Here is a 22,936-nt window from a genome sequence, read left to right on the forward strand (position 1 = left end):
AACGATCCTAATGGGATCGTTTTTGTCTCAATTATGCAGATAAACCGTTAAGTTTTACTGCTAAGCGAGATTTTTGACGAGCTGCAGCATTTTTGTGGATAATACCAGATTGTGCAGCTTTGTCTAATTTTTTAGAAGCAACAGCAAATGCTGCTTTTGCGTTATCTACATCGTTGTTTTCAACTAAAGCTTCAAAGTTTTTGATTGCAGTACGCATAGCTGATTTAGCTTGAATGTTATGAGCACGGCGAGCTTCAGTAGTTTTTACACGTTTGATAGCTGATTTAATGTTTGGCATCCGTTTCACCTCCCGAAATGATAACAATCGAGATTATATAGAACTCGACATTCTTCACAATAAGAACAAAAGATATTTTATCAAACACAAGGACAGAATGCAATAGCCTTGACAAGGAATTTTATATGACAGAGCTCTCTTTAAAAGCTTGTAGCTGATATTGCGCCCTTCCTTCCACTTTTCATTTCTTAAATGCATGAATCTGCCAGTCCTCGGTGACAATAATTTCAACAAAGATTGTCTAGGAGGTTAAGAAATGGAAAAAGAACTTGATTTAAGTCAATATAGCGTGCGCACGGATTTAGCTGTCGAAGCAAAAGACATAGCGTTAGAAAATCAGCCTAAACCGAATAACCAGTCAGAAATCAAAGGCGTAATTGTAAAAGAAAAAGAAGAACAAGGTGTCAAAATTTCAATGGTAGAAATTACGGAAGAGGGCGCAGAAGCAATCGGTAAGAAAAAAGGCCGATATGTAACCCTTGAATCGGTAGGCATTCGCGAGCAGGATACTGAAAAGCAAGAGGCCATGGAAGAAGTATTTGCTAAAGAGCTGAATTTTTTTATTAAAAGCCTCAACATTCCAGATGATGCTAGCTGTCTTGTAGTGGGTCTTGGAAACTTAAGTGTTACACCAGATGCGCTTGGACCAAAGGCAGTAGATAATTTGTTGATTACAAGACATTTGTTTGAGTTACAGCCTGAAAGCGTGCAAGATGGCTTTAGACCCGTTAGCGCCATTGTTCCGGGAGTAATGGGAATGACGGGTATTGAGACAAGTGATATTATCTTTGGCGTTGTAAAGAAAGTGAATCCAGATTTTATTATTGCAATCGATGCGCTGGCCGCTCGTTCGATTGAACGGGTAAATGCTACCATTCAAATTTCAGATTCAGGTATTCATCCGGGGTCTGGGGTTGGAAACAAGCGCAAAGAAATCAGTTATGAAACACTTGGCATTCCAGTTATTGCAATAGGTATTCCAACGGTAGTGGATGCTGTTTCCATTACAAGCGATACAATTGACTTTATCTTAAAACATTTCGGCCGAGAAATGAAAGAGCAGGGAAAGCCGTCTAAGTCGCTGCTTCCGTCTGGTATGACGTTTGGAGAAAAAAAGAAGCTCACGGAGGATGATTTACCTAATGAAGAGCAGCGTCAAACGTATCTCGGTATGATTGGCACCCTTCCCGATGAAGAAAAAAGACGTCTTATTCATGAAGTGCTTGCACCTTTAGGCCATAATTTGATGGTTACGCCAAAAGAAGTGGATATGTTTATTGAAGATATGGCTAATGTAGTTGCAGGAGGACTTAACGCTGCTTTGCATCATGAAGTGGATCAAGAGAACTTTGGGGCATATACTCATTAATACGTTTTTAGATGAATGAGTTCTTCACAATATAGTCATAATGGTTAGTACTACAGAAGATAAAGAAGTAAGGGGCCTAATAATATGATTAAATTTACTTTAAAATCAGTAGTGCTAACCATTTTTTTACTGTGCGTCGTATTTTTAGGGATGCAGACGGCTCAGCAAGGGTTGATTAAAATGAAGGGATATAATGATCCTTCGATTGAACATGTTATTAATGTGTCTAAAACGTCAGATGGTCAGGTGGAAGCTGCTGTTTTAGGTTCAAAAAAAGTTGTGAACATTGATGAAAAACAGCAGTTTTTAGAAAAACGAAAGGCTTTTAACTTTTTCTCCTCGCTAGGTCAAAGTCTAGCGGAAGGCGTGAAAAGTACAATAGGAAAAGCTTTTAAGGCTATCCATCATCTTCTTAATTAAAAGCAGAATCTCTTTCTGCTTTTTTGTATGGAAAAATCCCCAATGGAATGCTTATTGAATGTTGACGAATGTGTTGTTATAATTTAATTTAGTGTATTTTGCCGATTTTCAGTAGGAGTGAAAAAAATATGGATAGAGAAGCAAGATTGAAACGACAATCGAAAATCAGAAACTTTTCGATTATTGCTCATATAGACCACGGTAAGTCAACATTAGCAGACCGTATTTTAGAAAAAACAAATGCGTTAACACAGCGAGAAATGAAAGCTCAGCTTTTAGATTCGATGGATTTAGAACGTGAACGTGGAATTACCATTAAATTAAATGCTGTGCAGCTTCAATACAAAGCAAAAGATGGAGAAGAGTATACTTTTCATCTAATTGATACACCGGGACACGTCGATTTTACATATGAAGTGTCGCGAAGTTTAGCCGCGTGTGAAGGTGCTATTCTAGTAGTAGATGCAGCTCAAGGTATTGAAGCTCAAACACTAGCCAACGTATATTTAGCGCTTGATAACAACCTTGAAATTTTACCTGTCATTAATAAGATTGACCTGCCGAGCGCAGAGCCAGAGCGAGTGCGTCAAGAAGTTGAAGACGTAATTGGATTAGATGCGTCGGAAGCTGTATTAGCTTCAGCTAAAGCAGGAATTGGAATCGAAGAAATTTTAGAACAAATTGTTGAAAAAGTTCCTGCTCCTGAAGGGGATCCAGATGCACCGCTTCAAGCACTAATCTTTGATTCATTTTATGATGCATACCGAGGTGTAGTTGCATCTATTCGTATCGTACAGGGACGAGTAAAAGTAGGCGACAAAATTAAAATGATGGCAACAGGAAAAGAGTTTGAGGTAACGGAGCTAGGTGTGTTAACGCCAAAAGCCGTTGCTAAAGATGAACTTTCTGTTGGCGACGTAGGGTTTTTAACAGCAGCTATTAAAAACGTTGGAGATACGCGAGTAGGGGACACGATTACTCTTGCTAAAAATGGAGCCAGTGAACCTCTTCCTGGTTATCGTCGTCTGAATCCAATGGTATACTGCGGACTGTATCCAATTGATACAGCGAAGTATAACGATCTTCGTGAAGCACTAGAAAAGTTAGAGCTAAATGACTCTGCACTTCAGTTTGAACCAGAGACGTCTCAGGCCTTAGGGTTTGGTTTCCGATGTGGATTCTTAGGGTTGCTTCACATGGAAATTATCCAAGAGCGTATTGAGCGCGAATTTAAAATTGATTTAATTACAACAGCTCCAAGCGTTATTTATGACGTGTATTTAACAGACGAGACTCATCTGTCTGTAGATAACCCGTCTAATATGCCGGACCCACAAAAGATTGAACGCGTAGAAGAACCGTATGTGAAAGCAACGATGATGGTACCAAACGATTATGTTGGTGCTGTGATGGAGCTTTGTCAGAAGAAGCGAGGCAACTTTATTGATATGCAGTACTTGGATGCTAATCGCGTGAGTATTGTATACGAAATTCCGCTAGCTGAAATTGTATATGATTTCTTTGATCAATTAAAATCAAATACAAAAGGCTACGCGTCGTTTGATTACGAACTTATCGGATATCAGCCTTCGAAGCTTGTGAAGATGGATATTCTTTTAAACGGCGAAACGGTCGATGCACTGTCCTTTATCGTGCACAGAGATTCAGCTTACGATCGTGGTAAAGTCATTGTAGAAAAGCTTAAAGAGCTTATTCCACGTCAACAGTTCGAAGTGCCGATTCAAGCGGCAATCGGTCAAAAAATTGTCGCGCGTTCAACAATTAAAGCCATTCGTAAAAACGTTTTAGCAAAATGTTACGGAGGAGATATCTCTCGTAAACGTAAACTTCTTGAAAAACAAAAAGAAGGTAAAAAACGTATGAAGCAGGTCGGTTCTGTTGAAGTACCGCAGGAAGCATTCATGGCTGTTCTTCGCATGGACGAAGATTAATAGCTGAAATTCTATTATTTAACATGTCAAATTAGTTTTGAAAATCAAGCTAATCTGATACGATAGTAAAGAGCTTTGAGCGCTGTAAATAAGTGTGAACGAACATAGATAAAAATACCGCAGAGAGACTCTGCGGTATTTTTATCATTTATAAATGTGATTGAGGTGGAAGTCCATGGTGAAGGCAGCATATCTGCACATCCCGTTTTGTCATCATATTTGTCACTATTGTGACTTTAATAAAGTGTTTTTCAAAAATCAGCCCGTTATGCCGTATTTGGAAAGCATGCGAGAAGAAATGAAACAAGCAGTTGAACATTATCCAACGACCAATTTAAACACGATATTCGTTGGGGGTGGGACGCCTACAGCCTTAGATGAACAGCAGCTAGAGTATTTTTTAGAATCCATTCGTATGTACCTCCCTTATGACGAAAAAGGTGAGTTTACATTTGAAGCGAATCCGAATGAATTGACAAAAGAAAAGCTTCAGCTTCTCCATGACTATGGCGTGAATCGTTTAAGCATTGGTGTACAAACGTTTAATGAAAGATTATTGGAGAAAATTGGACGTGTGCATTCAAATAGACAGGTATTTGATTGTGTTGAACAAGCGAGAAAGATTGGAATGTCGAATATAAGCTTAGACTTAATTTATAGCCTGCCGGAACAAACGGTAGCTGATTTTTCTTCTACGCTTCAAACGGCTTTTTCATTAGAGGTAGAGCATATGTCTGCCTATTCGTTGATTATTGAACCTAAAACGGTATTTTATAATTTAATGAATAAAGGAAAGCTACCCCTGCCTGCTCAAGAAGAAGAAGCAGCTATGTATGAGCTGCTTATGAAAGAAATGGACAAACAAGGTTTTCATCAATACGAAATCAGTAATTTCGCAAAGCAAGGCTACGAGAGTATTCATAATCTAACATATTGGAACAACGACGATTATTACGGAATTGGCGCAGGCGCACATAGCTATATAGACGGAATAAGACGAGCAAATATTGGACCATTAAAAAAGTACATTGATTCAGTCGAGCAAAAAGGAAATGCATATCTCAATGAAGTGAGCGTGACCGAGGCTGAAAAAATGGAAGAAGAAATGTTTTTGGGCCTTCGTAAAACGAAAGGAGTCTCAAAAGAGGAGTTTAAGAAAAAATTCAATCGAGAATTAAAAGATGTATTTGGAGAACCTATTCAAGAATACAAAGAGAAAGGACTTTTGGGTGAGGACAATAGCTCAGTCTTTTTAACACACAATGGTCGATTTTTGGGGAATGAAGTTTTTCAAGCCTTTATTGGGATAATCTAATATCAAATCGTTGACATCGCTATAGTGATTTGGTAATTTATTATTAGATTTAGCACTCAGAGTTTTAGAGTGCTAACAGAGGTGATGAAGCGTGCTTACTGATCGACAGTTATTAATTTTACAAGTCATTATTGATGATTTCATTCGATCTGCGCAGCCGGTAGGCTCTCGAACATTATCTAAGAAAGAAGAGTTTAATTTTAGTTCGGCTACGATTCGTAATGAGATGTCAGACCTAGAAGAACTTGGATTTATTGAAAAAACTCATACTTCTTCAGGGCGCGTTCCGTCTGAGAAAGGTTATCGTTATTATGTTGATCATCTAGTGTCCCCGCAGCACTTGAAAGCAAGCGACGTTTCCACGGTACGTTCGGTATTCGCTGAACGCATTGTAGAACTGGAGCAGCTCGTTCAAAAGTCAGCGCAAATTTTATCTGATTTAACGAGTTTAACGTCTATTGTGCTAGGACCAAAAGCGGTCAGCCATAAGTTAAAACAGCTGCAGATTTTACCTTTAACGGCTCAGTCAGCTGTTGCCATTATTGTGACCGATACAGGACACGTTGAAAGTCGGACGATTACGCTGCCGAGCAGTATTCAACCTTCCGATATTGAAAAAATGGTTAACATTTTAAACGAAAAGCTCATCGGCGTTCGCATTACTGATTTACATGATAAAATGTACAAAGAAGTAGCGACGCTCTTAAAAAGCCATATTCAAGGGTATGAGCAGACGATGGATATACTCAATGATGCATTAAAGCTCAACATGAATGGCAAATTAGTAGTTGGCGGCAAAACGAATATGTTTGCTCAGCCGGAATTTCATGATCTTAATAAAATTCGCGGGCTGTTTAATATTATTGAACATGAACAGCAGTTTTATAAGCTGTTAAGCCCAAATGAGGCTGGCATACATGTGAAAATTGGTCATGAAAATAAATTGAATGAAATGGTAGGGTGCAGCTTAATTACAGCTAGTTATTCCTTTGGTCACGAACAGCTTGGCACAATTGCTATACTGGGACCGACCCGCATGGAATATGCGCGTGTGATTAGTTTGCTTACACTGCTGTCATCAGATATGTCTCAAGTATTAACAAACTTGTATAAAGAATAAAGGAATCGGGTGGAATATATTACTTCCATCCTTTCCCTGTGATAAAATAAAAAACGTTGTTTAAAATGTGAAAATGTGTGTAAACATTTAAGGGAGGTGAATGAATTGTCAAACGAAAAGCAAGTAGAAGAACAAAACGAAGAAGTGGTTGAAGAAGTTCAAACAGACTCTGCTGAAGCAACTGAAGCTGAAGTGTCTGAGGAAGTAAACCCTCTTCAACAAGAAAATGATCAATTAAAGCAACAGCTTGAAGAAGAAGAGAATCGCTACTTACGTCTACAAGCTGATTTCGATAATTTCCGTCGTCGTTCACGTCTCGATGCAGAAGCTGCTCAAAAATACCGTGCTCAATCATTAGTTTCGGATATTTTACCAGCACTTGATAACTTTGAACGTGCATTACAAGTTAACACAGCGGACGAGCAAACTAAATCTGTGCTGCAAGGTGTAGAAATGGTATACCGTCAATTAGTAGAGGCACTTCAAAAAGAAGGTGTTGAAGCAATTGAATCAGTCGGGAAAACATTCGATCCATACGAGCATCAAGCAGTGATGCAAGTAGAAGACGATGAATACGAACCGAACACGGTAGTAGAAGAGCTTCAAAAAGGTTACAAATTAAAAGATAAAATCATCCGCCCTGCGATGGTTAAAGTGAATCAATAACACTACATATTATGAAGGAGGTCATTGTCAATGAGTAAGATCATTGGTATCGATTTAGGTACAACTAACTCTTGTGTCGCTGTATTAGAAGGCGGCGAACCAAAAGTAATTCCAAATCCAGAAGGAAACCGTACAACGCCATCAGTTGTGGCATTCAAAAACGGTGAGCGTCAAGTTGGGGAAGTAGCGAAACGTCAAGCTATTACAAACCCTAACACAATTATTTCAGTTAAACGTCATATGGGTACAGACCATAAGGTTGAAGCTGAAGGCAAGCAATACACGCCTCAAGAAATGTCAGCTATCATTCTTCAACATTTAAAAGGTTATGCTGAAGAGTATTTAGGTGAGCCTGTAACAAAAGCTGTTATCACAGTTCCTGCTTACTTTAATGATGCTGAGCGTCAAGCAACAAAAGATGCTGGTAAAATTGCTGGTTTAGAAGTAGAGCGTATTATTAACGAGCCTACTGCAGCAGCACTTGCATACGGATTAGAAAAAACAGATGAAGATCAAACAGTTTTAGTTTATGACCTTGGTGGCGGTACGTTTGACGTATCTATTCTAGAACTTGGCGACGGCGTATTTGAAGTTCGCGCAACTGCAGGTGACAACCGCCTTGGTGGTGACGACTTTGACCAAGTAATCATCGACTATTTAGTCGCTGAATTCAAAAAAGAAAACGGCGTTGATCTAAGCAAAGATAAAATGGCGCTTCAACGTTTAAAAGATGCGGCTGAAAAAGCGAAAAAAGATTTATCAGGCGTAACATCTACACAAATTTCTTTACCATTTATCACTGCTGGAGAAGCTGGTCCTCTTCACTTAGAGGTATCTTTATCACGTGCTAAATTTGACGAGTTATCAGCAGGCCTTGTAGAGCGTACAATGGCTCCTGTGCGTCAAGCTTTAAAAGATGCAGGCCTTTCTGCAAGCGAACTTGATAAAGTAATCTTAGTTGGTGGTTCAACTCGTATCCCAGCGGTACAAGATGCAATCAAAAAAGAAACTGGTCAAGATCCTCACAAAGGTGTAAACCCTGATGAAGTAGTTGCACTTGGTGCAGCAATTCAAGGTGGCGTATTAACTGGTGATGTAAAAGACGTTGTATTACTAGATGTAACGCCTTTATCACTAGGTATCGAAACAATGGGTGGCGTATTTACAAAGCTAATTGAGCGTAATACGACGATTCCAACAAGTAAATCACAAGTATTCTCAACGGCTGCAGATAGCCAAACGGCTGTAGATATTCATGTTCTTCAAGGTGAGCGTCCAATGTCTGCAGACAACAAAACGCTAGGTCGTTTCCAGTTAACTGATATTCCACCTGCACCACGCGGAGTACCTCAAATCGAAGTGTCATTCGATATTGACAAAAATGGTATCGTAAACGTTCGTGCAAAAGATTTAGGTACAAACAAAGAGCAAGCTATTACAATTAAATCTTCAACAGGTTTATCAGATGATGAAATCGATCGCATGGTAAAAGAAGCGGAAGAAAACGCAGATGCTGATAAGCAACGTAAAGAAGAAGTGGAACTACGCAATGAAGCAGATCAATTAGTGTTTACAACTGAAAAAACATTAAAAGATCTTGAAGGAAAAGTAGAAGAAGCTGAAGTAACAAAAGCTAACGAAGCAAAAGATGCTTTAAAAGCAGCGATTGAAAAGAATGACCTTGAAGAAATCAAAGCGAAAAAAGATGAACTTCAAGAAATCGTTCAAGCGTTAACTGTAAAATTGTATGAGCAAGCTCAACAAGCTCAGCAAGCAGGTGAACAAGGCGCTCAAAATGATGATGTTGTAGATGCAGAGTTTGAAGAAGTAAACGACGACAAAAAATAATGCATCTTGACGACTAACGTGAATGACGCCATGGTGCGATTCACATCTTTTTAAAAAGTCAAAGTCAAGCTTATTTCTTGGCTTTGACTTTTTTAACGTGGAAAAGCGAAAAGGAAAGTTTTTCACTTGGCTCTCTGCGTGCACGGGAGCAATAGAAAGTAACTTTTATGTTGCTATGGAATTATTAATAATGATACAATTACGTTTATGTGAAACGATTCGGGAGTGAGTATTGATGAGTAAGCGAGATTACTATGAAGTACTCGGTATCAGTAAGAGCGCTACAAAAGATGAAATAAAAAAAGCATACCGCAAGCTTTCTAAACAATATCATCCAGATATTAACAAAGCGGAAGATGCTGCTGACAAATTTAAAGAAGTAAAAGAAGCATATGAAGTATTGAGTGATGACCAAAAAAAAGCACAATACGATCAATTTGGTCATACTGATCCAAATCAAGGCTTTGGCGGCTTTGGTGGAGGCGGCTCAGACTTTGGCGGCTTCGGCTTTGAAGATATTTTCAGCTCGATCTTTGGTGGTGGTGGTCGCAGACGTGACCCTAATGCTCCGAGACAAGGTGCCGATTTACAATACACGATGACACTTTCTTTTGAAGAAGCTGTTTTCGGAAAAGAAACAACAATTGAAATTCCACGTGAAGAAACGTGTGAGACATGTCACGGTTCAGGTGCAAAACCTGGAACAAAAGTCGATACATGTTCGCACTGTAATGGTTCAGGTCAGTTAAACGTTGAACAAAACACGCCGTTTGGCCGCGTGGTAAATCGACGTGCGTGTCATCATTGTAATGGTACGGGAAAAATCATTAAAGACAAATGTGCAACGTGCCACGGTGACGGTAAAGTAACAAAACGACGTAAAATTAATGTTAAAATTCCAGCTGGTGTAGATGATGGTCAACAGCTGCGCGTAAGTGCTCAAGGAGAACCAGGGGTAAATGGTGGTCCTCCGGGAGATTTATACGTAGTGTTCCACGTGCGCACTCATGAATTCTTTGAACGTGATGGAGACGATATCTACTGCGAAATGCCTTTAACGTTTGCTCAGGCAGCGCTAGGTGATGAAGTAGAAGTACCAACTCTACACGGCAAGGTGAAGCTGAAGATTCCTGCTGGTACACAAACGGGAACGAAATTCCGTTTAAAAGGAAAAGGTGTGGCAAACGTACGAGGATATGGTCAAGGAGATCAGCATATTCACGTTCGAGTTGTAACTCCAACAAAAATATCAGAAAAACAAAAACAATTATTGCGTGAGTTCGCTGAACTGAGCGGTCAAGAAGCCGTTGATGAGCAGCATGATTCCTTTTTTGCAAAAGTAAAACGAGCAATTAAAGGAGAATAATTGTCTTTCATAGTAAACAGAGACAGGTTGGTAAAGGTACTTTGCCAACCTGTCATCTGTCATGTTCATATTTAAAATCCTATATTACTGAAGGCAGAAAGGATGAAGTTGGTAGCAATGAAATGGTCTGAAATTTGTATTCATACAGCGCAAGAAGCAATTGAACCCATCTCTCATATTTTACATGAATCAGGAGCTAGCGGGGTAGTCATTGAAGATCCTGCTGATTTAGTGAAGGACAGAGATACAACTTTTGGAGAAATCTACGATTTAAACGTAGAAGACTACCCAGAAGAAGGTGTAGTGATTAAAGCATATCTTCCAGTTAACAGCTTTTTAGCAGAAACTGTGGATGGTATCAAAAAAGAAATTAATGGACTGCTTGTTTACGACTTTGATTTAGGAGCTAACAAAGTTACGATCAGTGAAGTGAACGAGGAAGAGTGGGCCACTGCTTGGAAAAAATATTACCATCCCGTGAAAATTTCAGAGCGTTTTACGATTGTACCAACTTGGGAAAACTATGAAAAAGTAAGCACAGATGAATTGATTATCGAGCTTGATCCCGGAATGGCTTTTGGGACAGGTACGCATCCAACGACGGTTATGTCTCTTCAAGCATTGGAAAGAACAGTGAAAGCAGGAGATACTGTTATTGACGTGGGTACAGGTTCAGGAGTGCTAAGCATTGGCGCAGCTCTGTTAGGATCAAGTAATGTACAAGCTCTAGACCTTGATGAAGTAGCCGTACGTTCTGCTCGCGAAAATATTGAACTGAATCAAGTTGGGAACGTCGTAACAGTAGGTCAAAACAACTTGTTGCAAGGTATAGAAGGACCGGTTGACATTGTTGTGGCGAATATTCTAGCTGAAGTAATCGTACGTTTTGTAGACGATGCTGCAAAGGTATTAAAGCCAGGAGGCATGTTCATTACATCAGGTATTATTAGTGCGAAAAAAGAAGATGTCAAAAAAGCGTTAACGGGAGCGGGCTTTGTTATTCAAGAAGTAACGCTTATGGAAGACTGGGTAGCAATTATTGCGCAAAAACAAGCTTAACAAGTGAGAAGGTGTCAAGATGCAACGTTATTTTCTGCCAAATGATCAATTTCAAGAGCAAAGTGTCATAGTGACACAAGATGATGCCCATCATATCTCACGCGTCATGAGAATGAATGAAGGATCACAGTTTATTGCCTGTAATGAACAGGGGCAAGCTGCTTTGTGTGAAATTGAAAATATTTCCGCTAACGAAGTGAAAGCATCTATTATAGAATGGATAAGCGAAGAAAAAGAGCTTCCAGTCCATGTTACAATTGTGAACGGTCTGCCTAAAGGGGATAAGCTCGAGCTTATTATCCAAAAAGGGACAGAACTTGGGGCGTATAAGTTTATCCCTTTTATTGCGGCTCGTTCAGTTGTTAAATGGGATGATAAAAAGAGTCAAAAAAAATTAGATCGCTGGAACAAGATTGCTAAAGAGGCTGCAGAACAATCTCATCGTACGATTGTACCAGCAGTAGAAGCCCCAATTTCTTTTAAAAAACTAGTAGAAATTAGCGGTGACTATACTCATAAAGTTGTCGCCTATGAAGAAAGAGCAAAGCAAGGAGAAACATCTCATCTGCACGCTGTTCTTTCGGCTTTAAAACCCGGTAATTCCGTGCTTGTGGTTGTAGGTCCAGAGGGTGGTTTGACCGAGCAGGAAGTAGAAGTATTAGAAGAAAATGAATTTACAATAAGCGGATTTGGTCCGCGAATTTTACGGGCAGAAACAGCTCCTTTATATGCGCTGTCTGCTATATCTTATCAAACTGAGTTAATGAGGTGACGATTATGTCAACAGTTGCTTTTCACACGCTAGGGTGTAAAGTAAATCACTATGAAACAGAAGCAATTTGGCAATTGTTCAAAGGCCAAGGCTATGAGCGTGTTGAATATGAACAAACTGCCGATGTATATGTAATTAATACATGTACGGTAACAAATACAGGAGATAAAAAAAGCCGTCAAGTTATTCGCAGAGCTGTGCGAAAAAATCCAGATGCGGTTATTTGTGTAACTGGGTGTTATGCTCAAACTTCGCCAGCTGAAATTATGGCCATTCCTGGTGTTGATATCGTAGTAGGTACACAAGATCGCGTTAAGATGCTTGATTATATTGAACAATTTAAAAAAGAGCGTCAACCGATTAACGGCGTAGGAAACATTATGAAAACACGCGTATATGAAGAGCTAGATGTACCGGCTTTTACAGACCGTACGCGTGCTTCGTTAAAGATTCAAGAAGGCTGTAACAACTTCTGTACATTCTGTATTATTCCATGGGCACGCGGTTTAATGCGATCTCGTGATCCTAAAGAAGTAGTAGCACAAGCACAGCAGCTAGTGGATGCGGGCTATAAAGAAATCGTGTTAACAGGTATTCACACTGGCGGATACGGAGAAGACATGAAAAATTACAATCTTGCCCAGCTTCTTCGTGATTTAGAGTCTCAAGTAAAAGGATTAAAACGCATTCGTATTTCGTCAATTGAAGCAAGTCAAATTACAGACGAAGTGATTGAGGTACTAGATCAATCAGAAATGGTTGTACGTCATTTGCATATTCCTCTTCAATCAGGTTCAAATACGGTATTGAAGCGCATGCGTCGTAAGTATACAATGGAGTTCTTTGGTGAGCGCTTAAACCGTCTGAAAGAAGCTCTTCCTGGATTAGCGATTACATCAGATGTTATTGTTGGCTTCCCAGGTGAAACAGAAGAAGAGTTTATGGAGACGTACAACTTTATTAAAGAGCACGGTTTTTCAGAGCTTCACGTATTCCCGTATTCTAAACGTACAGGTACGCCAGCAGCTCGTATGACCGACCAAATTGATGAAGAAGTGAAAAATGAACGTGTGCATCGTTTAATCGAACTTTCAAATCAATTGGCAAAAGAATATGCTTCAACGTTTGAAGGAGAAGTACTAGAAGTAATTCCGGAAGAAAAATATAAAGAAGATCCTGAAAGTGGTTTATATGTAGGATATACTGATAACTACTTAAAGGTTGTGTTTAAAGCGTCTGAAGAAATGGTTGGAAAGCTTGTAAAAGTGAAAATTTCAAAAGCTGGATATCCTTATAATGAAGGTGAGTTTGTTCGCGTGCTAGATGAGGTTCATCTTCAAGATCAGGTGAAAATGAGCTCATAACACTTATTGGAAAGCTGCGTGTATACGCAGCTTTTTTCATACGTGTAAAAAAGCTGAACGAGTAATGTTTTATCAAGAAAGTTCATAAAATAAAGGGGGAATAACTGCATTACTTTATGTAAAGCGGTTGACCTTAAGGAATCATTATATTATAATTGCAAAAGACATGTCTAACATGTCATTTCATTATGATGTTAGTGGTTTTGTTCGGAGGGAGGGAATTAGAATGTCAAGAACAGTTGTTCGTAAAAACGAATCGCTTGAAGATGCTCTTCGTCGCTTCAAACGTTCAGTTTCAAAAACTGGTACGTTACAAGAAGCAAGAAAGCGCGAATTCTATGAAAAGCCTAGCGTAAAGCGTAAGAAGAAATCTGAAGCTGCTAGAAAACGCAAGTTCTAATAAGAGGGTGGATTTATGAGTCTTCTCGAGCGTTTAAATAGTGATATGAAACAAGCGATGAAAAACAAAGAGAAAGAGAAGCTTGGGGTCATTCGTATGGTCAAAGCATCTCTTCAAAACGAAGCCATTAAGTTAGGAACCGACCTAACTGAAGCAGACGAGTTGACGGTTATTTCTCGCGAATTCAAACAACGTAAAGACTCCCTCCATGAATTTGAGAAAGCAGGTCGTCAAGATCTTGTTGATAAAATTCATTCTGAATTAGCGGTTTTAGAAGTTTACGCTCCTAAACAGCTAACTGAAGAAGAGTTATCTGAAATTATTAAAACGACGATTGAAGAAACGCAGTCTTCCTCTAAAGCTGATATGGGGAAAGTTATGGGAGCGCTTATGCCGAAAGTAAAAGGCAAAGCGGATGGCTCTCTTGTTAATAAGCTTGTCCTTCAACACTTATCATAAAAAACACCTTACCTTGTGTAAGGTGTTTTTTATATGGATAATAATCGAACGTATGTTTTGTTTTTCTGGTGCAAAGAATAAAATAGATAAATTTTAAAAAATTTGAAACTATTGTTAAAGTTATTCGTATATACAGATACATGCTCATACTATCTATGGAAGGAGGGAAGTGTATTCGGTGAAAACCTTATTTTCTTTCGTGTGCTTTCTTATCTTAGCCACTGGGTTATTCCCCACTATTAGCACCGCTGACGTGAAGCGCGTACACGTTATTCCTGTAAATAAAACGGTAGAAAATGGACTGCTTTCTTTTCTAAACAGATCCATTGAAGATGCGGAAAATGACGGTGCAGATTTGATTATATTGGACATAGATACTCCTGGAGGAGCTGTAGATGCAGCTTCTGAAATAGCTAAAAGCTTAACCTCAACACCTATTCCTACCGCTGCTTTTGTCGATAAAAAAGCATTATCAGCCGGAGCGTATATTGCACTTAACGCGGATCAAATTTATATGACACCCGGTTCTACAATGGGATCGGCAGCAGTGATTGACCAACACGGAAATGCCGCAGGAAAAAAAGCTCAGTCCTACTGGTTATCGGCTATGAAGAGCGCAGCAGAACAAAATAACCGAAACCCTAAATATGCAGAAGCGATGGCAAATACCAAGATGGTAATACCTGAGCTCAACTTAAAAGGAAACGAATTGTTGACGCTCACTCCGAAGCAAGCCGAGCAAGTTGGTTATTCAGAAGGGACTGTAAAAAATTTAGACGATCTCCTAAGCGTACTTGGCTATGAAGATGCTAAACTGACGTATGCAAAAATGAGTGTAAGTGAACAAATTGCTCGTTTTCTTACCCATCCGCTTGTTGTTCCCATTTTATTATCCATTGGTGCTTTAGGAATTGTAATTGAATTGTTTACGCCTTCATTTGGTATTGCGGGCTCTATTGGAATAGCTTCACTTCTTTTATTTTTCTATGGTCATATGGTAGCAGGATTAGCTGGAATGGAAGCGCTCGTTTTATTTATAGCAGGAATTATATTGCTTCTGTTAGAGATTGTAGTACCAGGCGGAGTTTTAGGACTACTAGGACTTGGAGCTATCATTTTAAGTTTTTTTATGTCAACAGATAATAATGTCGAAATGGGAATTTCTCTTGTAATTGCAATAGTGGTGGCACTGGGAGGTGCGTTTGTGATGATGAAATTTTTTAAAAGAAAGCTTACACCTTTCAAAAAAATGGTGCTTAATGATTCACTTAATACCGAATCTGGCTACGTGTCGAATCAAAATCGTTATGAATTAATAGGAAAACAAGGTAAAACAACAACACCGCTGCGTCCTTCAGGTACCGTACTCATCGATGAAGAGTATGTGGATGTAGTCACTGAAGGAGGATATTTAGACAAAGATGTGTTAGTAAATATTATAAAAGTAGAGGGATCAAGGGTTGTGGTGCGGAAGCTTACAGAGCCTTTGAAAAAGGAGGACCTTAATTAATGGAAGTAGGTAGCGTATTGTTTTTTGTAGTTATTGGTCTAGCAATTATTGCTTTAGCTGTTTTTTTCACTTTTGTACCGATTATGCTATGGATTTCAGCATTAGCAGCAGGCGTTCGTATTAGTATTTTCACACTGGTCGGAATGAGACTTCGTCGAGTGATACCATCTCGCGTTGTGAACCCGTTAATTAAAGCAAGTAAAGCAGGTTTAGGTATTACCATTAATCAATTAGAAAGCCACTATTTAGCAGGCGGTAACGTTGACCGCGTGGTAAATGCGTTGATTGCAGCGCACCGAGCAAATATTGAGTTAACATTTGAGCGCGGAGCAGCTATCGACTTAGCGGGCCGTGATGTGCTAGAAGCTGTACAAATGAGCGTTAATCCAAAAGTTATTGAAACACCTTTTATTGCAGGGGTGGCTATGGATGGAATCGAAGTCAAAGCAAAAGCTCGAATTACTGTTCGTGCAAACATTGATCGACTAGTAGGGGGAGCTGGAGAAGAAACGATTATTGCCCGTGTTGGCGAGGGGATTGTTTCTACAATCGGTTCGCAAAAAGATCACAAAAAAGTATTGGAAAATCCCGATATGATTTCTCAAACGGTGTTAGGAAAAGGACTGGATTCAGGAACAGCGTTTGAAATCTTATCCATTGATATTGCTGACATCGATATTGGTAAAAATATTGGGGCAGTTCTTCAAACAGACCAAGCGGAAGCAGATAAAAATATTGCACAAGCAAAAGCCGAAGAACGTCGTGCTATGGCCGTTGCTCAAGAACAAGAAATGCGTGCAAAAGTAGAAGAAATGCGCGCAAAAGTAGTAGAAGCAGAAGCAGAAGTACCGTTAGCGATGGCAGAAGCACTGCGCTCTGGCAATATTGGCGTCATGGATTATATGAATATTCAAAACTTGACTGCTGATACGGATATGCGTGATTCAATTGGAAAAATGTCTAAAGAAGACGATGAGAAATAATGAATCAGCTTAACAAGGAGGTTTTCTCCTAATGAATATCGTTGAAACGCTTATTAAACTAATTATTAATAATGCTTTCATTTTTGTCATCATTGGAGGGATTATTTTTAACGTTGTGCAGCGTTTTATGGCTCAGTCAAAAGAGGAAGAACAGCAGCGTTCTAAAAGAGCTCCTATGCCTCCTGTAAACAATCCTTCAAGGCGGGAAAGACCTAGATATCGACCTGTCAAAGAAGAGCCGAAAACAGCTCGTATGGAGCCAGAAACTGTTCCTTCAGCAGAAACAAATCCTTTGCAAGAAAAATTGGAAGAGCTAAAAAATCGTTCGTATCATGAACCGTCTATTCAAAAGAAAATCACAGTTGACAAACCAAAAATTACGGGTGAGAAAAACGTTTTCAAGCCCATTTCTCGTAAAGAAGCTGTTCAAGGAGTGATATGGTCCGAAATTCTAGGGCCGCCAAAATCGAAACAACGTAAATATAAACGATAAATAGATGTGATACATTAACCCCCTTTCTCATAAACATGAGATGAAAGGGGGTTCTTTTTATGAGCAAAAAGTGGAGACACCAAATGAAAAGATGGATGACAAAAACAATGGAACTACCCGCTGATGTATTAATGGATCTTCCCCGTATTACGTTAGTTGGACAAATACACATTTATATTGAAAATCATAAAGGTTTATTAGCCTTTTCTGATACTGAAATACGCGTGTTACTAAAACAGGGACAAATGTTAATTCGAGGTGAAGGACTGGTCATTAAAGTAATACTGCCAGAAGAACTGGTTTTAGAAGGTAAAATCAATCAAGTTCTTTATTTAGAACAATAACACAAGGAGGAAAAAAATGAAGAATGGATGGACAAACTTTGTTATTGGTACCGTACGTATTCGAATTGTTGGAAAAGGAATTGAACGTTTTTTAAATAATTGTGTGAGACAACAGATTATGATTTCGAATGTCCATAAAGTTGACGGTCAGCTAGCGACAGCAACGATATTATTGAAAGATGTAAAGAAAATTCGTATACTAATTCGCAACGCAGATTGTAAAATTTATTTTATAAGAGGCAGAGGTTTTCCTTTTTTAACAAAACGAGTGATCAAAAATAGTGGGTTTGCTTTGGGTTTTCTTTCTTTTTTTATTATTCTTGGTTTGCTTTCCAACATGGTGTGGAAAGTGGAAATTAGCGGTGCAGAACCACAAACAGAACATCAAATGACTAAGCAGCTTGCCAAAATAGGTGTAAAAAGAGGGGAGTTTCAATTTCTGTTAGAGAGTCCTGAAAAAATTCAGCGCTATTTAACGGATAATATGAACAATATTACCTGGGTGGGAGTAGAAGTGCGCGGCACTTCTTATCACTTCCAAGTGGTTGAAAAAAATGAGCCCAAGCCTCAGCAAAAAACACCTTACCAACATTTAATTGCTAAAAAGAAAGCCATTATTACGAATTTGTTTGTCGAAAAAGGACAACCTTTAGTCAAGGTTAATGATTTTGTCAATGAAGGCGAGGTCCTAGTTTCCGGTATTATTGGAAACGAAAAAAATAAAAAAGTAGTAGCTGCTAAAGGGAAAGTCTATGGTGAAACATGGTATAAGTCTGAGGTGGAAGTGCCTTTAAAAACTGATTTTCAGGTATTAACGGGTAATGGATATACGAAGCACTATTTAGATTTTCAAGCTTTTAAAATGCCTCTTTGGGCTTTTAACAAAGAAAAATACGGCTCAAAGGTGACAGAAAAAGTGGAGCATCCACTCTATTTTTTTAAATGGAAATTACCTCTGTTGTATGAGAAAGTTGCTGTACGAGAAGAACAGAACTCGCAGCGCGTCTATTCTAAACAAGAGGCGGTGGAAAAAGCTTTGGAAATTGGTAGAAAAAAATTACTATCAACTTTAGGTGAGGATGCTAAAATAAAAGGTGAAAAAGTTTTGCACCAAGAACAGGACAATGGTAAAGTTAGATTATCAATACATTACCAAGTTATAGAAAATATTGCGAACACTCAACCAATTATTCAAGGAGATTGATGAATGTCAGAACAGCTAGTAACAATTAACGTACAACTTGATGATTCAAACGAAGCCATTTCATTATTTGGCGTACAAGATGCGAATTTAAAGCGAATTGAAGAAGAAATGCAGGTCTCTATCATTTCAAGAGGTGAGACTGTTGTAGTCTCCGGAAGTACAGAAAATGTTCAGCTAGTGGAAGAAATGCTTAAAAAGTTACTGAACATTATCCGAAAAAATATTTCCATATCTGAACGAGATGTTGTGTATGCGGTTCAATTAGCTAAGAAAAATTCTCTCGAGTTTTTTGAAGATGTATATGAAGAAGAGATTGGTAAAAATGTAAAAGGTAAGACTATTCGTGTTAAGACATTAGGACAAAGTCAATACATTTCGGCTATTAAGAAAAATGATTTGGTATTTGGAATTGGGCCTGCTGGTACCGGTAAAACGTATTTAGCCGTTGTCATGGCCGTTAATGCTCTTAAAAATGGTCACGTACAGCGTATTATTTTAACACGTCCTGCTGTTGAAGCAGGTGAAAGTCTTGGCTTCTTGCCAGGAGATTTGAAAGAAAAAGTAGATCCGTACTTGCGGCCTCTGTATGATGCATTACATGATGTATTAGGAACAGAACATACGCAACGCCTAATCGAACGCGGAGTTATTGAAATAGCACCCCTTGCTTATATGCGAGGTCGTACACTAGATGATGCGTTTGTTATCTTAGACGAAGCGCAAAACACCACGATGGCGCAAATGAAGATGTTTTTAACACGACTAGGATTTGGGTCTAAAATGGTGATTACAGGAGATATTTCACAAATTGATTTACCAAAAGGAGCTCAGTCTGGTCTAGCGGCTGTCTCGAAAATCCTGACCAATGTTAAAGGTATTTCGTTTGTTCATCTAGAACAGTCAGATGTTGTGCGCCATCCACTTGTGGGACGCATCATTCAAGCGTACGAACAAGCTGACCAAAAGACCCTTTCTTAATAGGGTCTATTTTTTGTAAAAGGGGGTACGTTTGTGTCAACGTTTCGGATAATCAAGCAAACAATGGCACAGATCGAGCGATTACGGTTAATTCAAATTGGGTTATATGCCTTGTTAGGTGTAATGATGTTTGCGTCTATGTATAGCAATGTAAAGCCGCAGGAATTAGATCTCAGATTACTATCTATTTCCCCGCAAACCATTTACTCACCCGTTACCATTGAAGATAAAGAGAGCACAGAGAAAAAACGGGCAGAGGCAGAACAAGCCGTTGAAGATGTGTATACACAAAAAACAGAATACGCACAGAACCAAGTCGATCTTGTTGCATCTATTTTTGATGCGATGATGGAAGTTAATACAGAATATGAAAAAGAAGATCATGAAGATGACAGTATCGATGCCGTATTAAAAACCAAACAAAAAATGCTAGAGGACAAGCTTCCTGAAGACATTCAAAAAAACTTGCCAAAGGATACCATTAAGCAGCTGCTTCAGTCTTCTAACAGTGATTTATCGATTGCGAAAGATGCTGTAGTCACGGCCGTTCATCATGTGATGAAAGATCAAGTGAAGATTAGCGATGTAGAAGAGAAAAAAGATCAAGTAGAAAGTCAGCTTGTTTACACCAATGTCAGCAATTCCCTAAAGGATTCAATGAATGCAATTGCTAAATTCGCTATCATTCCAAATGTGATTTATGATCCACAAAAAACAGCTGAAAACCGTCAAGCAGCTGTGGAAAAAGTGGAGCCTGTCCGAATCAAACAAGGCCAGATTATTGTAGAAGAAAATCAGCTTATTAATCCTGATATATATCGTCAGCTCCAGCTCGCGGGATTGTTGAATAATAAAGGATCTATTCAGCCTTTTGCGGGGTTAGCTTTGCTGATTGTAATGATGGTAGCGGGCCTCATTTACTATTTGCGTGAATTTCACACCAAGACATATCAGCCCTTGCTGTTGTATGTATTGGTAGCAACCATTACGATTGGCCTCATGAAAATCTTAAGCTTGTTTCAGCAAATTGATTTATCGGAAATTGGTTTCTTAGCTCCTGTTGCGGTGGGAGGTTTGCTGATTCGAATTTTAATGGATGAACGCATTGCTATTTTATCAAGCATTGTATTTGCTATTTGTGGAAGCATTATTTTTAATGGTGAATTGACAACCTCGTTTAATATGAACATTGGGATCTACTTTTTAATTAGCAATATTGCTGCTATTTTATTTTTAAGCAGGCAGCACAGACGTTCACGGATTTTGCAGGCAGGTCTATTTGTGGCTATGGTAAACGTAATTATCAGCTTTGCTATTATTTTTATTAAAAATGGCCAAATCGGCACTGTAGAGCTTGGCTATTACAGCATGATGTCAATTGCATCTGGTGTTATCGCTTCCGTTTTAACTATAGGTTTGCTTCCGTTTTTTGAAAGTGGATTTGGCATTTTATCTACGATGAAGCTGATTGAATTATCGAGTCCTAATCATCCGCTATTACGCAAAATCTTAACCGAAACACCTGGAACATACCATCACAGCGTAATGGTGGCAAACTTATCTGAAGCGGCGTGCGAAACGATAGGAGCTAACGGTTTATTAGCGAGAGTCGGGGCTTATTACCACGATATTGGTAAAACGAAGCGACCGCAGTATTTTATTGAAAATCAAATGAATATTACTAATCCGCATGATAAACTAAGTCCTAAGACTAGTAAAAATATTATAATCGCACATGCTACAGATGGAGCTACCATTTTGCGAAATCACAAGTTTCCAAAAGAGATTGTAGATATTGCAGAGCAGCATCACGGAACGACTCTGCTTAAGTTTTTCTATCATAAGGCACTTGAACAAACAGAAGAAAAAATTGATGAAAAAGAATATCGCTATCCTGGACCAAAGCCTCAGTCGAAAGAAGCAGCGGTTATTTGCATAGCTGATAGTGTAGAAGCAGCCGTAAGGTCAATGTCCAATCCGACTCCTGAAAAAATTGAGAACTTGGTGCGAAATATTATTAAAGATCGCTTGCAGGATGAGCAGCTTAGCGAGTGTAACGTAACGCTCAAGGAGCTAGAGTTAATTCGCCAAGCACTATGTGAAACTTTAAATGGGATTTTTCATTCCCGAATCGAATATCCAGAGATAAAAAAAGAGAAGGTGAAGGTATGAGTTTAGTTATTGATTTTATTGATGAAACAAACGAAGTAAGTGAAGAACAGCAAAAAGAGCTTGAAAAGCTGCTTGAAGCCGCTGCTATATATGAAAATCTGCAAGAGGATGCAGAAGTGTCCGTTACATTTGTGGATAATGATCGAATTCAAGAAATCAATCATCAATACCGCCATAAAAATCAGCCAACGGATGTAATATCGTTTGCGCTAGAAGAAATGGGCGAAGATGAAATGCAAATTATCGGAGATGAGTTGCCAAGAGTCCTAGGGGACATTGTCATTTCGATTCCAAAAGCTCATGAGCAAGCAGAAGAATACAATCACTCGTTTATGAGGGAGCTAGGATTCTTAACGGTTCACGGTTTCTTGCACTTGCTTGGATATGACCATGAAACATCAGAAGATGAAAAAGAGATGTTTACACGTCAAAAAGATATTTTAGAACAATATGGACTCTCGCGATAAAAAGGGGATAGCTAAAGTTGTCAGTAGCTTTGGTTATGCAATAGAAGGGTTTATCTATGTGTGTAAAACACAGAGAAATATGCAAATTCACGTAGTAGCTTCTTTCATCGTCCTTTTCTTAGGCGCCGTGCTGTCAATTACAGCTGATGAATGGACGGTTGTGCTGCTTCTGATTGCAGGCATGTTCAGCTTGGAGTTAATGAATACAGCGGTTGAGAAAGTTGTCGATTTAGTTTCTCCTGAATATCACATACTAGCAAAACACGCAAAAGATGCAGCCGCAGCCGCGGTGTTGGTCTATGCGTGTTTTGCTGTCCTTATAGGAGGAATTATTTTCTTAAAGTATTTGTTTTAAAAAGGATTCTTTTTGGTTCTTT

Annotated in this window: 23 protein-coding genes; 22 read left to right on the forward strand and 1 reads right to left on the reverse strand. The window is 38.9% G+C overall.

Annotation, left to right across the window (positions count from 1 at the left end):
* Nucleotides 1–31: 31 nt before the first annotated feature.
* Complete coding sequence (rpsT, locus tag ACFX4N_RS21375) at nt 32–298, reverse strand: 30S ribosomal protein S20 (RefSeq protein ID WP_013059249.1); 267 nt, start codon at nt 296–298, stop codon at nt 32–34.
* 256 nt (nt 299–554) lie between these two features.
* Between rpsT and gpr the strand changes: the two genes are divergently transcribed.
* The 22 genes from gpr to ACFX4N_RS21485 all read left to right on the forward strand — a co-directional run bounded on the left by gpr (nt 555) and on the right by ACFX4N_RS21485 (nt 22,914).
* Complete coding sequence (gpr, locus tag ACFX4N_RS21380; protein WP_013059248.1) at nt 555–1,667, forward strand: GPR endopeptidase; 1,113 nt, start codon at nt 555–557, stop codon at nt 1,665–1,667.
* Nucleotides 1,668–1,751: 84 nt separating this feature from the next.
* The gene (locus ACFX4N_RS21385; RefSeq protein WP_014458177.1) at nt 1,752–2,087 is read left to right on the forward strand and encodes a DUF3679 domain-containing protein; all 336 of its coding nucleotides are present in this window, start codon (nt 1,752–1,754) and stop codon (nt 2,085–2,087) included.
* A 128-nt stretch (nt 2,088–2,215) separates the two neighbouring features.
* Nucleotides 2,216–4,039, forward strand: coding sequence for a translation elongation factor 4 (gene lepA, locus ACFX4N_RS21390; protein ID WP_013059246.1), 1,824 nt, complete (start codon nt 2,216–2,218; stop codon nt 4,037–4,039).
* A gap of 175 nt (nt 4,040–4,214) precedes the next feature.
* Nucleotides 4,215–5,354, forward strand: a complete 1,140-nt coding sequence (gene hemW, locus ACFX4N_RS21395; protein ID WP_057274041.1) for a radical SAM family heme chaperone HemW — start codon at nt 4,215–4,217, stop codon at nt 5,352–5,354.
* A 91-nt stretch (nt 5,355–5,445) separates the two neighbouring features.
* Entirely contained in the window at nt 5,446–6,474 is a 1,029-nt protein-coding gene (hrcA, locus tag ACFX4N_RS21400; protein WP_013059244.1) for a heat-inducible transcriptional repressor HrcA, read from the forward strand.
* A 105-nt stretch (nt 6,475–6,579) separates the two neighbouring features.
* A complete protein-coding gene (gene grpE / locus ACFX4N_RS21405; RefSeq protein WP_013059243.1) occupies nt 6,580–7,140 on the forward strand; it encodes a nucleotide exchange factor GrpE in 561 nt (186 codons plus the stop codon).
* Nucleotides 7,141–7,170: 30 nt separating this feature from the next.
* A complete protein-coding gene (gene dnaK / locus ACFX4N_RS21410) occupies nt 7,171–8,988 on the forward strand; it encodes a molecular chaperone DnaK (RefSeq protein ID WP_013059242.1) in 1,818 nt (605 codons plus the stop codon).
* A 235-nt stretch (nt 8,989–9,223) separates the two neighbouring features.
* Nucleotides 9,224–10,354, forward strand: coding sequence for a molecular chaperone DnaJ (dnaJ, locus tag ACFX4N_RS21415; RefSeq protein ID WP_013059241.1), 1,131 nt, complete (start codon nt 9,224–9,226; stop codon nt 10,352–10,354).
* A 117-nt stretch (nt 10,355–10,471) separates the two neighbouring features.
* Nucleotides 10,472–11,413, forward strand: coding sequence for a 50S ribosomal protein L11 methyltransferase (gene prmA / locus ACFX4N_RS21420; RefSeq protein ID WP_057274147.1), 942 nt, complete (start codon nt 10,472–10,474; stop codon nt 11,411–11,413).
* A 19-nt stretch (nt 11,414–11,432) separates the two neighbouring features.
* Nucleotides 11,433–12,185, forward strand: coding sequence for a 16S rRNA (uracil(1498)-N(3))-methyltransferase (locus tag ACFX4N_RS21425; RefSeq protein WP_029320160.1), 753 nt, complete (start codon nt 11,433–11,435; stop codon nt 12,183–12,185).
* A gap of 5 nt (nt 12,186–12,190) precedes the next feature.
* Complete coding sequence (gene mtaB / locus ACFX4N_RS21430; RefSeq protein WP_192099970.1) at nt 12,191–13,549, forward strand: tRNA (N(6)-L-threonylcarbamoyladenosine(37)-C(2))-methylthiotransferase MtaB; 1,359 nt, start codon at nt 12,191–12,193, stop codon at nt 13,547–13,549.
* A 226-nt stretch (nt 13,550–13,775) separates the two neighbouring features.
* Nucleotides 13,776–13,949 carry a 30S ribosomal protein S21 gene (gene rpsU, locus ACFX4N_RS21435; protein ID WP_013059237.1) on the forward strand — a complete coding sequence of 58 codons (174 nt, stop codon included), beginning with the start codon at nt 13,776–13,778 and terminating at the stop codon, nt 13,947–13,949.
* Between the two features lie 15 nt (nt 13,950–13,964).
* Nucleotides 13,965–14,408 carry a GatB/YqeY domain-containing protein gene (locus ACFX4N_RS21440; protein WP_013059236.1) on the forward strand — a complete coding sequence of 148 codons (444 nt, stop codon included), beginning with the start codon at nt 13,965–13,967 and terminating at the stop codon, nt 14,406–14,408.
* 178 nt (nt 14,409–14,586) lie between these two features.
* Entirely contained in the window at nt 14,587–15,918 is a 1,332-nt protein-coding gene (locus ACFX4N_RS21445) for an NfeD family protein (protein WP_057274040.1), read from the forward strand.
* Nucleotides 15,918–16,901, forward strand: a complete 984-nt coding sequence (gene floA / locus ACFX4N_RS21450; protein ID WP_013059234.1) for a flotillin-like protein FloA — start codon at nt 15,918–15,920, stop codon at nt 16,899–16,901. The genes ACFX4N_RS21445 and floA overlap by 1 nt, the downstream gene beginning before the upstream one ends.
* 31 nt (nt 16,902–16,932) lie before the next feature.
* Nucleotides 16,933–17,394 (forward strand): hypothetical protein, encoded by a 462-nt coding sequence (locus tag ACFX4N_RS21455; protein ID WP_013059233.1) that lies wholly within the window; start codon nt 16,933–16,935, stop codon nt 17,392–17,394.
* Nucleotides 17,395–17,453: 59 nt separating this feature from the next.
* Nucleotides 17,454–17,738, forward strand: coding sequence for a sporulation protein YqfC (gene yqfC / locus ACFX4N_RS21460; protein WP_013059232.1), 285 nt, complete (start codon nt 17,454–17,456; stop codon nt 17,736–17,738).
* A 16-nt stretch (nt 17,739–17,754) separates the two neighbouring features.
* Nucleotides 17,755–18,942 carry a sporulation protein YqfD gene (gene yqfD, locus ACFX4N_RS21465; RefSeq protein WP_057274039.1) on the forward strand — a complete coding sequence of 396 codons (1,188 nt, stop codon included), beginning with the start codon at nt 17,755–17,757 and terminating at the stop codon, nt 18,940–18,942.
* A gap of 3 nt (nt 18,943–18,945) precedes the next feature.
* The gene (locus ACFX4N_RS21470; RefSeq protein ID WP_013059230.1) at nt 18,946–19,920 is read left to right on the forward strand and encodes a PhoH family protein; all 975 of its coding nucleotides are present in this window, start codon (nt 18,946–18,948) and stop codon (nt 19,918–19,920) included.
* 63 nt (nt 19,921–19,983) lie between these two features.
* On the forward strand, nt 19,984–22,092 hold the full coding sequence (locus tag ACFX4N_RS21475) for an HD family phosphohydrolase (protein WP_057274146.1): 2,109 nt from the start codon (nt 19,984–19,986) through the stop codon (nt 22,090–22,092).
* The gene (gene ybeY / locus ACFX4N_RS21480) at nt 22,089–22,559 is read left to right on the forward strand and encodes an rRNA maturation RNase YbeY (RefSeq protein WP_029320165.1); all 471 of its coding nucleotides are present in this window, start codon (nt 22,089–22,091) and stop codon (nt 22,557–22,559) included. Before ACFX4N_RS21475 ends, ybeY begins: the two co-directional genes overlap by 4 nt.
* Complete coding sequence (locus tag ACFX4N_RS21485) at nt 22,543–22,914, forward strand: diacylglycerol kinase family protein (RefSeq protein WP_057274038.1); 372 nt, start codon at nt 22,543–22,545, stop codon at nt 22,912–22,914. The genes ybeY and ACFX4N_RS21485 overlap by 17 nt, the downstream gene beginning before the upstream one ends.
* Nucleotides 22,915–22,936: the final 22 nt, after the last annotated feature.

Origin of the sequence: Priestia sp. YIM B13551, assembly GCF_042787905.1 — a bacterium.
GTDB lineage: Bacteria > Bacillota > Bacilli > Bacillales > Bacillaceae_H > Priestia.

Excerpts from the sequence above, each read along its gene's own strand:
- ACFX4N_RS21470 (WP_013059230.1), top strand. The coding sequence starts at position 18,946 with ATGTCAGAACAGCTAGTAACAATTAACGTACAACTTGATGATTCAAAC.
- mtaB (WP_192099970.1), top strand. The coding sequence starts at position 12,191 with ATGTCAACAGTTGCTTTTCACACGCTAGGGTGTAAAGTAAATCACTAT.
- ACFX4N_RS21385 (WP_014458177.1), top strand. The coding sequence starts at position 1,752 with ATGATTAAATTTACTTTAAAATCAGTAGTGCTAACCATTTTTTTACTG.
- floA (WP_013059234.1), top strand. The coding sequence starts at position 15,918 with ATGGAAGTAGGTAGCGTATTGTTTTTTGTAGTTATTGGTCTAGCAATT.
- prmA (WP_057274147.1), top strand. The coding sequence starts at position 10,472 with ATGAAATGGTCTGAAATTTGTATTCATACAGCGCAAGAAGCAATTGAA.
- gpr (WP_013059248.1), top strand. The coding sequence starts at position 555 with ATGGAAAAAGAACTTGATTTAAGTCAATATAGCGTGCGCACGGATTTA.
- yqfC (WP_013059232.1), top strand. The coding sequence starts at position 17,454 with ATGAGCAAAAAGTGGAGACACCAAATGAAAAGATGGATGACAAAAACA.
- ACFX4N_RS21485 (WP_057274038.1), top strand. The coding sequence starts at position 22,543 with ATGGACTCTCGCGATAAAAAGGGGATAGCTAAAGTTGTCAGTAGCTTT.
- ACFX4N_RS21425 (WP_029320160.1), top strand. The coding sequence starts at position 11,433 with ATGCAACGTTATTTTCTGCCAAATGATCAATTTCAAGAGCAAAGTGTC.
- yqfD (WP_057274039.1), top strand. The coding sequence starts at position 17,755 with ATGAAGAATGGATGGACAAACTTTGTTATTGGTACCGTACGTATTCGA.
- hemW (WP_057274041.1), top strand. The coding sequence starts at position 4,215 with ATGGTGAAGGCAGCATATCTGCACATCCCGTTTTGTCATCATATTTGT.
- dnaK (WP_013059242.1), top strand. The coding sequence starts at position 7,171 with ATGAGTAAGATCATTGGTATCGATTTAGGTACAACTAACTCTTGTGTC.
- ACFX4N_RS21440 (WP_013059236.1), top strand. The coding sequence starts at position 13,965 with ATGAGTCTTCTCGAGCGTTTAAATAGTGATATGAAACAAGCGATGAAA.
- lepA (WP_013059246.1), top strand. The coding sequence starts at position 2,216 with ATGGATAGAGAAGCAAGATTGAAACGACAATCGAAAATCAGAAACTTT.
- ACFX4N_RS21455 (WP_013059233.1), top strand. The coding sequence starts at position 16,933 with ATGAATATCGTTGAAACGCTTATTAAACTAATTATTAATAATGCTTTC.
- dnaJ (WP_013059241.1), top strand. The coding sequence starts at position 9,224 with ATGAGTAAGCGAGATTACTATGAAGTACTCGGTATCAGTAAGAGCGCT.
- rpsT (WP_013059249.1), bottom strand. The coding sequence starts at position 298 with ATGCCAAACATTAAATCAGCTATCAAACGTGTAAAAACTACTGAAGCT.
- rpsU (WP_013059237.1), top strand. The coding sequence starts at position 13,776 with ATGTCAAGAACAGTTGTTCGTAAAAACGAATCGCTTGAAGATGCTCTT.
- ACFX4N_RS21475 (WP_057274146.1), top strand. The coding sequence starts at position 19,984 with ATGGCACAGATCGAGCGATTACGGTTAATTCAAATTGGGTTATATGCC.
- ybeY (WP_029320165.1), top strand. The coding sequence starts at position 22,089 with ATGAGTTTAGTTATTGATTTTATTGATGAAACAAACGAAGTAAGTGAA.